At 35.2% G+C, this 13,549-nt stretch carries 13 protein-coding genes; 4 read left to right on the top strand and 9 right to left on the bottom strand.

The features are described 5' to 3' along the window. The first annotated feature begins 478 nt into the window (after nt 1–478). Nucleotides 479–928, top strand: coding sequence for a hypothetical protein (locus tag AB5M32_RS05825; protein WP_010720483.1), 450 nt, complete (start codon nt 479–481; stop codon nt 926–928). 504 nt (nt 929–1,432) lie between these two features. On the opposite strand, the gene AB5M32_RS05820 is transcribed toward AB5M32_RS05825, so the two are convergent. Both AB5M32_RS05820 and AB5M32_RS05815 read right to left on the bottom strand, forming a co-directional pair. After that, nucleotides 1,433–1,573, bottom strand: a complete 141-nt coding sequence (locus AB5M32_RS05820) for a hypothetical protein (RefSeq protein WP_014834373.1) — start codon at nt 1,571–1,573, stop codon at nt 1,433–1,435. A gap of 90 nt (nt 1,574–1,663) precedes the next feature. Continuing rightward, nucleotides 1,664–2,245 (bottom strand): TMEM175 family protein, encoded by a 582-nt coding sequence (locus AB5M32_RS05815; protein WP_010720484.1) that lies wholly within the window; start codon nt 2,243–2,245, stop codon nt 1,664–1,666. Nucleotides 2,246–2,461: 216 nt separating this feature from the next. On the opposite strand from AB5M32_RS05815, the gene AB5M32_RS05810 reads away from it, so the two are divergent. Next, the gene (locus AB5M32_RS05810; protein WP_010720485.1) at nt 2,462–2,653 is read left to right on the top strand and encodes a hypothetical protein; all 192 of its coding nucleotides are present in this window, start codon (nt 2,462–2,464) and stop codon (nt 2,651–2,653) included. Nucleotides 2,654–2,751: 98 nt separating this feature from the next. On the opposite strand, the gene AB5M32_RS05805 is transcribed toward AB5M32_RS05810, so the two are convergent. Further along, entirely contained in the window at nt 2,752–3,570 is an 819-nt protein-coding gene (locus tag AB5M32_RS05805) for a ZIP family metal transporter (RefSeq protein ID WP_010720486.1), read from the bottom strand. Nucleotides 3,571–3,737: 167 nt separating this feature from the next. Between AB5M32_RS05805 and spxB the strand changes: the two genes are divergently transcribed. Beyond that, entirely contained in the window at nt 3,738–5,468 is a 1,731-nt protein-coding gene (gene spxB, locus AB5M32_RS05800; protein ID WP_178286999.1) for a pyruvate oxidase, read from the top strand. A gap of 99 nt (nt 5,469–5,567) precedes the next feature. Here the strand turns inward: spxB and AB5M32_RS05795 are convergent, their stop codons facing one another. After that, a complete protein-coding gene (locus AB5M32_RS05795; RefSeq protein WP_053766578.1) occupies nt 5,568–6,089 on the bottom strand; it encodes an HdeD family acid-resistance protein in 522 nt (173 codons plus the stop codon). A gap of 408 nt (nt 6,090–6,497) precedes the next feature. On the opposite strand from AB5M32_RS05795, the gene AB5M32_RS05790 reads away from it, so the two are divergent. Next, the gene (locus AB5M32_RS05790; protein WP_010720489.1) at nt 6,498–8,120 is read left to right on the top strand and encodes an ABC-F family ATP-binding cassette domain-containing protein; all 1,623 of its coding nucleotides are present in this window, start codon (nt 6,498–6,500) and stop codon (nt 8,118–8,120) included. 317 nt (nt 8,121–8,437) lie between these two features. On the opposite strand, the gene AB5M32_RS05785 is transcribed toward AB5M32_RS05790, so the two are convergent. The 5 genes from AB5M32_RS05785 to dnaB all read right to left on the bottom strand — a co-directional run bounded on the left by AB5M32_RS05785 (nt 8,438) and on the right by dnaB (nt 13,547). Then, the gene (locus AB5M32_RS05785) at nt 8,438–8,524 is read right to left on the bottom strand and encodes a putative holin-like toxin (RefSeq protein ID WP_223603319.1); all 87 of its coding nucleotides are present in this window, start codon (nt 8,522–8,524) and stop codon (nt 8,438–8,440) included. A gap of 383 nt (nt 8,525–8,907) precedes the next feature. Next, on the bottom strand, nt 8,908–8,988 hold the full coding sequence (locus AB5M32_RS05780; protein ID WP_368024379.1) for a putative holin-like toxin: 81 nt from the start codon (nt 8,986–8,988) through the stop codon (nt 8,908–8,910). Between the two features lie 261 nt (nt 8,989–9,249). Continuing rightward, the gene (locus AB5M32_RS05775; protein WP_010736781.1) at nt 9,250–10,113 is read right to left on the bottom strand and encodes a DegV family protein; all 864 of its coding nucleotides are present in this window, start codon (nt 10,111–10,113) and stop codon (nt 9,250–9,252) included. Between the two features lie 336 nt (nt 10,114–10,449). Then, nucleotides 10,450–11,742 carry an adenylosuccinate synthase gene (locus AB5M32_RS05770; RefSeq protein WP_010720491.1) on the bottom strand — a complete coding sequence of 431 codons (1,293 nt, stop codon included), beginning with the start codon at nt 11,740–11,742 and terminating at the stop codon, nt 10,450–10,452. A gap of 437 nt (nt 11,743–12,179) precedes the next feature. Continuing rightward, nucleotides 12,180–13,547 carry a replicative DNA helicase gene (dnaB, locus tag AB5M32_RS05765; RefSeq protein WP_010720492.1) on the bottom strand — a complete coding sequence of 456 codons (1,368 nt, stop codon included), beginning with the start codon at nt 13,545–13,547 and terminating at the stop codon, nt 12,180–12,182. Between the last annotated feature and the right edge of the window lie 2 nt (nt 13,548–13,549).

Below are 13,549 nucleotides of genomic sequence, written 5' to 3'. Positions count from 1 at the left end.
GTTGAATGTTCCTATTTATATTTTAAAGAAAATTTTTAACGAATTAGAATTTTTTTTTCAAAAAAATAGTAAAAATGGGTATAAAAAATATGAAAAATAAGCAATCCTATCTACCTATTTTATAAATAGATCATCTATAGCCTTTTTTGCCCTTAGACCTTTCAAATAAACAGAATGCTGATCTTGCCAACAGAAAATAGTATCATTCGCCTTCTCATTTTAAAAAATAACTAAATAAATTATTTTAGCGAAATAAATTATTTGATTGAAACATTTCTTCAGTAAAATAAACTGCTAAAATTAAGTATTTTATGCTTTATTTTTTTTATATTTAAATTTATACTGTTTTTAAAGTAATTAATTAATAACAAAAATTAATAAAAAAAGGCATATATTATACCATTTTTAATGATTAAAAAACTATTTTTATCATAAATGTACTTTTTTACGTCATAACTGTTAGATGGGAGTGTCCAAGGTGAAGAAAACAATTATTATAGTTAGTAGTTTTTTAGGTTTAATTGCTTTATTTTTTATGATTGAATACTTTGCTTCTCCTGTAAAAGATGTTACTTCAAAAGCTGAAATGAAAATGACTACTGGAGCCAAGATGGAATATGTGCCAACAAAAGATGAACTAGTAAAAATTGAAGGAGATCAACTTCAATTACTGGGCATTTACACAGTAGTTGGTATCCATTTCGACAGACATTCTTATGTGACGTTAGCAAATGCCGAACAAGAAGAAATCAACTTTTCTATTTCAATTATAGACAAACAAAAACAGACATTTTCAATCCCCGCCATACAATTCTCACCTCAAAATTTACAGCTATCTGATTCTTTTGGCTTAGCAAAAAAAGAAGCACGCTACTTTGCTTATAAAAAAAATTATCCTGTCGCAAGTGCCACTCATACAACAGACTGACCAATCAAATATACCCCTACAAGGTATATTTGATTGGCTTTTATCTTTTCAATGGAAAGAACCTCGAATAACTTTTCTGTTTTTTCTTCTCCCACTCGACCATTGATCTTTTATACTAACTATTTAATTCGAGACGGCTTGTTCCCTTTGTTTTTCGTCATTTTTCCTAATTTATTCGATCCTTCCTGTGAAGAAAATAAACAAATTATTAAATCCGTTATTTTAAAAAGATAAAATAACACTATACTCAAAAACCAAAAGTTATTTAATCAGATGGATTAATCTATATAAATTGTTATCTGCCTATTCATTTAATATTTATACAAAAATATTGTATAACTGCTTTTATCAATAGGTTGGAACTTTTCGTTTTCGTTATCCCCTGTGGAAAACTTTCGGAACAGATTACCTCTCTGATACGTATCTGTGTATAATTAGATACAACGAATCCCGGATCTTTCAATTCTTTAGACTGAAAGATCCGGGATCAAAAATAAACGCTACTTACTTCTTTAATGCTACAACAAATGGAATCATCATAGATAACAAAATAACCAATAAACTACATTGCCGATGATCTATATAGATAAGGATCGTTATCATGCTCGTAGTTAGACCGATATTCAATTTTTTTTGATTGATCATAAGCATCCCTCTTCAAGGAAGATTTTCCTCTAGAAGTTCGACCATTTTTTTATCTTTTTGTTATATTTCTCTTAATTTTTTTGAACATCTTTAATTACTATATTGAGATTCGATTTTACGGCTAGGGATCAGCCAACCAAGTAAAATCACAGCATTCGTTACTAAAACAGCTATTGGTGTAATGACATAGCCTAAAATAATTCCTAAAATATTTAACCCAATTGACCAGTAGGATTTTCGATAGTTATCTAGTAATTCTTTGATATTCTTTTTATTTTTAGGATCAGACTGAACCAACTCTCTTGCTAAAATATAGTAAGCAATATTAGCTCCTAAAGTTACTACACCGTATGTGATCTCTGGCGCTAAACTATGACTATACTCGCTGATCCAAGACGTGACAAAGGGAAAAAATGATAAAGCAAAGATAAAAAAGCTATTCGCCCATAAAACTCGCCAATTTACTTTATGAACGACTTGAAACATATGATGATGATTATTCCAATAGATGACCAATGTAAAAAAGCTGACAATATAGATCATAAAACGATATCCTAAGGCACTTAGCGCTTGCCAAGTGTCAGTGTTCGGCTGGTGAAGCTCTAAGACCAAGATAGTCATAATGATTGCGATAACTGCATCGGTAAAAGCTTCTAAACGATTTTTTGGCATATTTTTGCCTCCTTTTCTGACTTATTGTAGTAAAGATAGCTAGAAAAAAGCAACTAAATCAGTCTATAGTTGGAGGTAACGCTCACTTTATACTGCTATACTCAATGAAACAAGAGGATTTAACTATCGTGGTTCTCTAATAACTAAGCTAAGTTCTAAGTACATTTTTATTAAATTTAACTTATTTTGGGAACTAGAAAGAAATGAGGGGTTTGTATGGGACAAAGAAATACTTTTTTAACTATTTTCATGCTAATAATGGTATTGATTATAGGTAGTTTTGTAATTAGCCTTTTTACTAGTATTTTATGGTTTGCAATTAAATTACTCATTCCTATTGCAATCATTATTTGGCTAATTCGTGTAATTTCTGGAACAAATCGTCGACATCATCGAAAATATTACTAATATTGAAAAAAGCAGCACACGACAGATTCCCCAGTCTTGTGCTGCTTTTTTCTTTATATTTTTATCAGTTGTTCCAAATGATATATCATTTGATGGTATTACCCTAAAGCTACATCTAGTACCATCATAATGATAAAACCTAACATCACCCCAAAAACGGCAAAATGTCGTTTACTTGATAATGTTTGTTGGGCTTCGGGAATTAATTCCTCAACAACCACATAGATCATCGCACCTGCTGCAAATGCCAGTGCATAAGGTAAAAGGATGGTTACTCGTGTCACTAGCACCGCACCAATCACACCTGCGATCGGTTCAACAATACCTGAAGCTTGTCCATATATAAATGCCTTTGTTCGACTCAAGCCTTCTTGTCTTAAAGGAATCGAAACAGCTGCACCTTCCGGAAAATTCTGAATTCCAATACCCAATGCAACCGAAATGGCTGCCAAAACGGCCGCTGTTGGATTATCGGCTGTACTGGCAGCCCCAAATGCTACCCCTACAGCCAAACCTTCAGGGATATTGTGCAAGGTGATCGAAAAAACTAATAAGATTGTTCGTTTTAAATGCGTAGGTAGGCCTTCTTTTTCGTGCTGTGGGCCAAAATGCATATGCGGAAGCGTTTTATCAGCAATGTACAGAAAGACGCCACCTAATCCAAAACCAATACTGACGACTAGCCAAGCGATATCGCCATTTTCTTCAGCTTTCGTAATTGCAGGATCAAGCAATGACCAAAAACTAGCAGCTATCATGACCCCCGAAGCGAAACCAAGCATGAGATTCAATACTTCTTTCTTGATTTCCTTAAAGAAAAATACCAACCCAGCCCCCAGAGCTGTCATAAAATACGTAAATGCTGTCCCTGCTAATGCTTGTTGCCACGGGGCTAAGCTTAGTAGCCATTCTGTCATTTTATTCTCCTTTCGTGCCTTTACTTATTACTCTAGCATATTCAAAAAATCATGACTACTGTTTGTGTAAAAAAGCGAATCAGTTGGGCTTTTATTCTTAAAGCACTATACTTTAATTAATAAAGTTACGAAATTTTATCATTCATTTGATAAAGGAGTGGGAGAATATGGCAACAATCAATGCTGGTATCGCAATGGTCAAAGTAATGGAAAGTTGGGGAATCGAGCACATTTATGGGATTCCTGGTGGTTCGTTTAATTCAATCATGGATGCTCTTTATCATGAAAAAGATCAAATAAAATATATCCAAGTACGTCACGAAGAAGTAGGAGCGCTAGCCGCAGCAGCCGATGCGAAACTAACAGGAAAAATTGGGGCTGTTTTTGGTTCTGCTGGACCAGGTGCCACGCATTTAATCAATGGTTTGTATGATGCACAAATGGATCATGTTCCAGTTGTTGCGTTGCTTGGACAAGTTGCAACTACTGCTATGAACTATAACTCTTTCCAAGAATTAAATGAAAATCCAATTTTTGCAGATGTTAGTGTCTATAATCGGACAGTTATGACACCTGAAAGTTTACCTCATGTCGTGGACGAAGCAATCAAAGCAGCCTATGAAAATAAAGGAGTAGCTATTGTAACCATCCCTGTTGATTTAGGTTTTGCAGACATTGAAGAAGAGGAAATATCTAACGCAGCTACTCATAAAACAGGTACTATCCTTCCTGATGAAAAAGATATAATTGCTGCTCTTCCTTTTATTGAAAAAGCTAAAAAGCCTGTACTTTACATTGGACAAGGCACTCGTAATGGCTTTTCACAAATCAAAGATTTTACAGAACACTTTTCCATGCCAGTTGTTGCTTCTGTTTTAGCGAAAGGCATCATTCCAGATAACTATAAAAACTTTCTAGGCTTTGCTGGACGTGTGGCCACAAAACCTGCAAATGAAGCATTAGCAGAGGCCGACTTGATTTTATTTATGGGTAGTGACTTTCCTTTTGGTCGTGCGTTCTTTAACCCAGAGGCTGAATTTATCCAAGTGGACATCGATGCTTCAAAATTTGGTCGAAGACATGCTACCTCCCATACCATTTTAGGGGATGCCAATACCACATTAGCGAGATTAACAAAGCTGGGCGAACCACGTCCTGAAGATCGTTGGTATCTAGCCAATCAAGAAAACAAAGCGAATTGGGTAAACTGGTTAAACTCATTCGCTGACCTTGAAGACCAACCGATTCGTCCTGAGGCTGTTTATAAAGAAATCAATCGGATCGCTGAAGAAGATGCGATTTTTGTAACAGATGTTGGGAATACGACGATCCATTCCATTCGATTATTAGACATGAACGGCAAACAAAAACACACGACCTCTGGTTGGTTCGCTACCATGGGGAATGGTGTTCCAGGTGGCATTGCCGCACAATTAAGTTATCCTGATCGACAAGTCTTTACTTTAAGCGGTGATGGTGGTTTTGCAATGGTGATGCAAGATATCATTACACAAGTGAAATACCAACTACCGATTATTAATGTGGTTTTATCGAATACATCGTTTGGGTTTATTGAAGCAGAACAAGAAGATACTGAACAGAAAAAATTTGGTGTGTTTTTAGAAGAGGCTGACTTCGGAAAAGCGAGTGAAGCACTGGGAGCTGATGGTTTCACGATTACTGAGTATCACCAATTAAGACCTGCATTTGATGCCGCTAAAAAATCCCAACGACCAGTAGTAATTGATGTAAAAATCAATAACAAACGTCCTTTACCGGTTGAAGATCTTCATCTTGATCCAAGAAAATATACAGAAGAAGAAATCAAACAATTCAAAGAAAAATACGAAGTGCATGATTTACCTGTATTGAATGAATTATATGAAAAAAGGAAATAATTGAACCTCTACTCTTTGAGAGATTCAGACATATCAACTATAAAAAAGAAGCAACCAGGAAAATTCAGCCTGATTGCTTCTTTATATACTTTACTTTGTTTATCTGAAAGCATATACGATATGGTTGATCCCAAAGATCATAAAATAAAAACCGACAAGAAAACTTAAAGTCAAAGCGGAGGAAATAGGATTAAACAATAGTATACATCCTAATACCACACCCAAAATATTGATGATTACTGTAAACCAATAGTAGCCTGTGCTATAACCTTTCGCTAAATCAGCTGTAAATAAAGCTAAGATAGAGTCGGCAATAAACCAAATGGCAAAAACAAATGGTAAAGCAACTACTCCTGCACCAATATTGAACAAGAAGAAAATCCCGACTAAAATATCAATGATACCAATAACCAACGGCATTTTCCCTTTATAACCTGTCAATTCTTTCATGCGATTTCGTACAAATAATTCAAAAATTCCTTTTAAAAAGGCAAAAATAGCAAAAACAACGACAATCGCCACTAAATTACCAACAGGATCTTGAAAAGAGATTAATGAAACAAGGACAAATAAAATCCCTAAAATTAATGATCCCCAGTCTAGTGTTTTTCTTTCATTCATTTTCATTCCAACTTTCATTTTAATCTATTATTATACTAACGCTCTCTTTAAATAACGTCAAAACATATGCTGGTGATGAAAAGCAAAAGTAATTTCTTTTCTGATCAGCTTTTGCTGCTATTATTTTTAGTAAAAGCTACTACTTCTTATAATTTGCGTATATTCATTACCAACTTATTCTTCTACTAAATAAACGAGCATTTTGCCTTTCTATCTTAGATACCTTCGAACCTCATCATTGCTTCATAAGTACAAATTTTTTCACTCTTTCATAATTTTTTAGTATTTTTTATTCCCATGTTCCACGTGAAACACAAAGAATAATTGATTACCTTGAAACTTTCTCTTTTCCCCTATATAATTCTAGGAGGCTCGTTAAATATTATAAAGATAAAGTGAGGAAAAAAATTGATTACTGTAAATGATGTAAGTTTGCACTTTTCAGACCGCAAACTATTTGATGATGTTAATATTAAATTTACTCCAGGAAATTGCTATGGCTTAATAGGTGCAAATGGTGCAGGTAAATCAACGTTCCTTAAAGTATTATCAGGAGACTTACAACCTTCTACGGGGACCGTTTCCATGGGACCAGATGAGCGAATGGCTGTATTGAAACAAAACCATTATGACTATGAAGAATATACAGTTTTAGAAACAGTTATTATGGGACATAAACGTTTATACGAAGTTATGAAAGAAAAAGACGCTATCTATATGAAGGAAGATTTCACTGATGAAGATGGTATCCGAGCAGCTGAATTAGAAGGCGAGTTTGCTGAATTAAATGGTTGGGAAGCTGAACCTGAAGCTGCTGTTTTACTACAAGGACTGAATATTCCAGAAGAATTGCACCATCAATTGATGAGTGAACTTACTGGTGGTCAAAAAGTCAAAGTACTTTTAGCTCAAACATTGTTTGGTAAACCGGATGTGTTACTCCTTGATGAGCCTACGAATGGATTAGATATCCAATCCATCAACTGGTTAGAAGAATTTTTAATTGAATTTGAAAATACGGTTATCGTTGTTTCTCATGACCGTCATTTCTTAAATAAAGTATGTACCCATATGGCAGATTTAGATTTTGGAAAAATCAAATTATACGTTGGTAACTATGATTTTTGGCTAGAATCAAGTCAACTTGCTGCAAAATTACAAGCAAATGCCAATGCCAAAAAAGAGGAACAAATCAAAGAACTACAAGAATTTATTGCTCGTTTTAGTGCGAATGCTTCAAAATCTAAACAGGCAACTTCTCGTAAGAAAATGTTAGAAAAAATTACTCTTGACGATATTCAACCTTCTTCACGTCGTTATCCATTCGTTGGATTTAAACCAGAACGTGAAATTGGTAATGATCTTTTACAGGTCGAAAATGTGAGTGTAACGATCGACGGTAAGAAAATATTAAATGATATATCATTCAATTTAAGCAAAGAAGATAAAGTTGCGTTCGTTGCTGAAAATGATATTACAACTACAACTTTGTTTAAAGTAATCATGGGTGAGATCACTCCTGATACTGGAACCGTAAGATGGGGCGTAACAACGAGCAATTCTTATCTACCAAAAGATACAACGAAAGAATTTGATAATGAATTGACGATCTTAGATTGGTTACGTCAATACGCAAGTAAAGAAGAAGACGATAATACGTTTTTACGAAGCTTTTTAGGACGCATGCTGTTTTCTGGAGAAGAAGTATTAAAACCTGTCAATGTCCTTTCTGGTGGTGAAAAAGTTCGTTGCATGCTTTCTAAAATGATGCTTTCTAAAGCAAATGTCTTAGTTTTAGACGATCCTACGAATCATTTAGATCTAGAGTCGATTACAGCACTAAACGATGGCTTGATGGCCTTTACTGGCTCTATCCTTTTTGCTTCACATGACCATCAATTTATCCAAACATTGGCTAATCGTATCATTGCCGTTTCTGATAAAGGTGTTATCGATCGAGCAGATACAACCTATGATGAATTTTTAGAAAATAAAGATATCCAAAAACAATTGGATGAGCTTTGGAAATAAGACAACATCATTGTAGACTTAAGAAAATAGCCTATCGGGGGCATCTCATCAGTCGGTGAGATGTCCTTTTCTTCTACGATAAACACTGTCTTTCACAACTACCAAGACACCTTCGATCCATTTACTTTCTATATTCATCATTTTCTCTTATTTCGCTTAATCAACCGCTTTATTTTTTCTGATGTGTAAGCTATAATAGAAAATGAAAAAGGGATTGCGCAAACAATCCCTTCATCAGTAACTCGTGCCGTTAAAAAGACGGTAGCCTTTTTAGAATGGTGACCATCTAAAACTTCTGCTAAAAGTGATTTAGATGGTTATTTTTTTTGGTCTTTTTTGTCAATTAACAACAACACAAATGTCGCAAATGCGAGCATGAGTTGTATTGCTTCATATACTGACAACTTTATTCCTTTCCAGGGACAAAGCTCTTAACCATAAGCATCACCCCTTATCTAAGAGATTAGCTACCATCTTTTACACTCCACGATTTACTGGTTTTATTGTAGCAAATTTAGTACAAACTTACTATCCTCATTAACTTTAATTTTAAATAATAACGTTATTTTTTACCTGACATATATTTGATTCGTGTGCCTTCATTTTTTTAAAACTATTTTTTAATCAACCGCTTTACTTTTTTCCAATTGATAAGCTATAATGGAAAATGAAAAAGGGATTGCTCTAACAACCCCTTCATCAGTAATTCGTGCCGTTAAAAAGACGGTAGCTTTATTTTTTGGGTATATATACCATCTAAAAACTCGGCTAAAAGTGATTTAGATGGTTATTTTTTTTGGTCTTTTTTGTCAATTAACAACAGCACAAATGTCGCAAATGCGAGCATGAGTTGTATTGCTTCATACACTGACAACTTTATTCCTTTCCAGGGACAAAGCTCTTAACCATAAGCATCACCCCTTGTTCAAGAGATTAGCTACCATCTTTTACACTCCACGAATTACTGGCTTTATTATAGCAAACTTAAGAAGTACTTACTATCGACAAAAGATTTAACTTAATATAAATCAGTTATTTTATATTCTAAAAAAGAACCACTCGAAGAATATTCTTTTTCTTCTGAATGGTTCTTTTTTTGGTGCATTTCTTCTACAATGACTACAATTTTTTATCGAGTGATTCCCATTGAGAATATCGCAATACATCCATATCCTGTATGGCTTGCGATGGTAGGCCCAAGCGGATATAACTTGACTTCTTTCATCTTAATATTCTCTTCAAGTAATTGTTTTGTTTTTTCAGCACTTTCTAAATCGCCTGCATAAGCAATATAAACAGTTTGTTCTAATGGGGCAACAATGGTTTTGACAGTTTCCTCAACAATTTTTTGTATCGATTTATTTCGTCCTCGTACTTTGCTGATATTCGTCAAACGTCCTTCCTGATCGACTGTGATAATTGGCTTCACGTTTAGAATACTACCTAGTGTAGCACTAGTTTTAGAGATACGCCCCCCACGTTCAAGGTGTTTGAGATCATCAACGGTTACCCAAGAATGTACTTTTAAGTAATTGTTTTCTAACCATTCTAAGTTCTCTTCTAATGTTTTCCCCTCGTTTTTCAATCGAACAGCTTCCAATACTAATAACCCTTCCCCAACGCTTGCGGCTTTTGTATCAAAGACCTTTACTTGTGGATCTGGATATTCTTCTTTTAATAATTCTACTGCTTGTAACGCACTACTATAGGATCCACTTAAAGCACTGGAAAAAGCAACATAAAGGATAGGAATATTTTGTTCAACGTAAGGACGGAAAAATTCTAAGTATTGACCCACATTGATTTGTGAGGTCGTTGGGGTAGCCCCATTTCTTAATTGTTCCATATAATGATCATAATTAAACGTTTTTCCCAGATCATCTACTAATTCTTCTTCATCTAACTGGATCTTCATTGATAAATAATCAACCTTGGCTGCTTGTAGCACTTGATAAGGCAGATCACAACATGAATCGGTTACGATTTGATACACACCCTTCAACTCCTTCAACTTTTCATTTTACCCTTAACTCCTATTATAGCAAATCTCTTGCATGGAAAATAACGTTAACTATGTTTGTAAAAAGGAAAACCATTGTCTTCGTAAAATTTTAATGGATGATTAAAAAGAAGAACAACGCTCACCGCTAAACCAACTTTGATTACTTATTGAAAAAAAACGCCAAAATCTACAAAAATGTTAAAAACAAATTTCGCAGTTTCGACGTTTTCTTTCTTTACCGCATGAGCATTCTTACCTATACTTCTGCTATTTCGTTCATTCTTAAGGAACAAGAATGTCCTGTCTCAACGAACTTAGCTGAATGGCTTAAATTTGTGCCCAGACGCTTTCTAAGATATTTGTTTGTGTTCTATCAGGTCCAACAGAAAATGTTGAAATACGCACACCTACGAGTTCAGAAATACGTCTGACATAGTTACGTGCATTTTCTGGTAATTCAGCAAGTGTTTTGCATGCTGTGATATCTTCAGACCAACCTGGAAGTTCTTCATAAACAGGTTTACAACGTTTCAATTCTTTCAAACTTGCTGGATAATGATAAATCAATTCTCCATCGAGCTCATAAGCTGTACAAATTTTTACTGTATCAAGTCCACTTAAGACATCAATTGAATTAAGGGATAGATTAGTAATTCCTGAAACACGTTTTGAGTGACGCATCACTACTGAATCAAACCATCCCACACGTCGTGGACGACCTGTAGTCGTTCCGTATTCGCGACCAACTTCACGAATTTGTTGTCCCGTCTCATCAAACAATTCAGTTGGGAATGGACCATCTCCTACACGAGAAGTATAAGCTTTACATACACCAACAACTTTATTGATTTTAGATGGACCTACGCCACTACCGATCGTTACGCCACCTGCGACTGGGTTTGAAGAAGTAACAAATGGATAGGTTCCTTGGTCGATATCCAGCATAACCCCTTGTGCGCCTTCAAATAATACTCGTTTTCCTGCATCTAGGGCATCATTTAAAATGACAGATGTATCAGTAACATACTGTTTGATTTGTTGACCATATTCATAATATTCTTCAAATATCGAGTCAAAATCAATTGGCTCAGAATCAAACATTTTTACAAATTGACGGTTTTTATCTTCTAAGTTTAAACGTAAGCGTTCTTCAAAAATTTCTTTGTCTAGTAAGTCAGCGATGCGGATCCCTACACGAGCTGCTTTGTCCATGTATGCTGGTCCGATCCCTTTGATTGTTGTACCGATTTTATTTTCACCTTTTGCATCTTCTTGCAATTGATCCAATTTGATGTGATAAGGCAAAATAACATGTGCTCGGTCAGAAATACGCAAGTTATCAGTAGTTACACCTTTTTCATGTAAATAAGCTAACTCTTTGACTAATGATTTAGGATTGACTACCACACCATTCCCGATCACACTGATTTTATCTTTATAAAAAATCCCCGAAGGAATCAAATGCAGTTTATAAGTAACACCGTTGAATTTGATCGTGTGTCCTGCATTATCGCCACCTTGGTACCGTGCGATCACTTCAGCATTTTCACTAAGAAAGTCAGTAATTTTTCCTTTCCCTTCGTCGCCCCATTGTGTACCTACCACTACTACAGATGACATTTGAACACCTCGTTTTATTTTATTTAATCCTGAATTATTGTAACAATAACTCATTACTTATTCAACTAAAATCGAATGATTCTTTTATTTATTTTATAAAAACGCTTGAAAAACGAACGATGATAAATTTTAAATAGAAACTAGTGTAAACCAAACTATTCAGAGAAGAAAGTTCCTTTAGTACAAAGCAAATAAGATAGTTTTTTAGGGTTTATTACTCGTTGCCACTGACAGAATCGTAATCTAAACATCTTTGCTTATTAGAAATAATGATTACTAGGGTAGACTGCTTCCTAATTTACTATACTATTATTTCCCAAATGTGATTCTGCTGCGTTTTCTTTTGATAAAGAACAGTTGGAATGATCGATAGCTAAAAAAGCACCTCCAAATTAACGAGATAATTTGGAGGTGCTTTTTTATAGTCAATATTATAATCAATATTCTTCTCTCGGGGATAACGACGAAAATTTGTTGTATTCTTTGATAAACAGTAATTCTACTGTACCACGGGCACCACTACGGTTTTTTTCGATGATGACTTCAATGACATTGTCGTTTTTTGGTTCGTTATCCTCATTGTCTTCGCCACCTTCTCTTTCATAGTAATCATCTCGATATAAGAAGGCTACGATATCAGCATCTTGCTCAATGGAACCCGATTCACGGATATCACTTAATACAGGACGTTTATCTTGACGTTGTTCTACTCCACGGGAAAGCTGGGACAACGCAATAACGGGTACTTTTAATTCTTTAGCTAGCTTTTTTAATTGACGTGAAATATCAGATACTTCTTGTTGACGATTTTCTCTCCCGTTTCCTTCAATCAATTGCAAGTAGTCAATCAAGATCAATCCAAGATTTCCCTTTTCCTGCGCTAATTTTCGGCATTTGGCACGAATCTCAGAAATTTTTATTCCTGGAGTATCATCAATAAAGATATTTGCCCGTGACAAACTACCCATTGCAACGATCAAATTAGACCACTCTTCTTCAGAAAGTTGACCGGTACGCAAATGGCTTGCTTCGATCGATCCTTCCGCACAAAGCATCCGATTGACAAGCGATTCAGCCCCCATTTCCAAACTAAAAATAGCAACTGAACGATCGGTTTTTGTCCCGACATTTTGAGCTATATTTAATGCGAAAGCTGTTTTCCCTACCGCAGGCCGAGCTGCTAGGATGATCAATTCCTCAGGTTGAAAACCTGCTGTCATTTTATCAAGTCCTTGGTATCCAGTCGGTAATCCTGTGATTTCTTCATTATTTTGGGCCAGTTGGTCAATATTTTCAATGGTTGAGTTCAAGACTTCTGCAATAGATAGAAAGCCACTGCGGTTTCTTTTTTCTGATACTTCTAAAATACTGCGCTCGGCATCATCCAGAATCGACTGGACTTCTTCCCCTTGTTCAAACCCTTTTGTCACGATCCCAGTAGCTGTTTGGATCAGTGTGCGGAGCAATGATTTTTCTTCAACGATTTTCGCATAATAGACGATATTTGCTGCAGTAGGCACAGCTAACGCTAAATCTGAAAGGTAGCTTAACCCACCAGCATCTTCTAATAAGTTCGCTTGCTCCAACCGATCTTTTACAGTCACTACATCTATTGCTTCATTACGGTCATTTAACTCGATCATTGTTTCAAAAATGATTTGATGTCCCCGACGATAAAAGTCTTTCGGTTCTATGTACTCCATGGCATCAATGATCGTTTCAGCATCTAAAAAAACCGATCCTAAAACCGCTTGTTCAGCTTCAATATTTTGCGGTGGAATTCGATCCTGCCACACTTCATTCATAC

It is taken from the genome of Enterococcus sp. C57 (assembly GCF_040887305.1).
Classification (GTDB): Bacteria; Bacillota; Bacilli; order Lactobacillales; family Enterococcaceae; genus Enterococcus_B; species Enterococcus_B hirae.
This window is presented reverse-complemented; position numbering and strand designations above follow the sequence as displayed.

Coding starts and splice junctions, on each gene's coding strand:
- AB5M32_RS05815 (WP_010720484.1), bottom strand. CDS start 2,245: ATGCCAAAAAATCGTTTAGAAGCTTTTACCGATGCAGTTATCGCAATC.
- spxB (WP_178286999.1), top strand. CDS start 3,738: ATGGCAACAATCAATGCTGGTATCGCAATGGTCAAAGTAATGGAAAGT.
- AB5M32_RS05795 (WP_053766578.1), bottom strand. CDS start 6,089: ATGAATGAAAGAAAAACACTAGACTGGGGATCATTAATTTTAGGGATT.
- AB5M32_RS05820 (WP_014834373.1), bottom strand. CDS start 1,573: ATGATCAATCAAAAAAAATTGAATATCGGTCTAACTACGAGCATGATA.
- AB5M32_RS05810 (WP_010720485.1), top strand. CDS start 2,462: ATGGGACAAAGAAATACTTTTTTAACTATTTTCATGCTAATAATGGTA.
- AB5M32_RS05770 (WP_010720491.1), bottom strand. CDS start 11,742: ATGTCATCTGTAGTAGTGGTAGGTACACAATGGGGCGACGAAGGGAAA.
- dnaB (WP_010720492.1), bottom strand. CDS start 13,547: ATGAATGAAGTGTGGCAGGATCGAATTCCACCGCAAAATATTGAAGCT.
- AB5M32_RS05805 (WP_010720486.1), bottom strand. CDS start 3,570: ATGACAGAATGGCTACTAAGCTTAGCCCCGTGGCAACAAGCATTAGCA.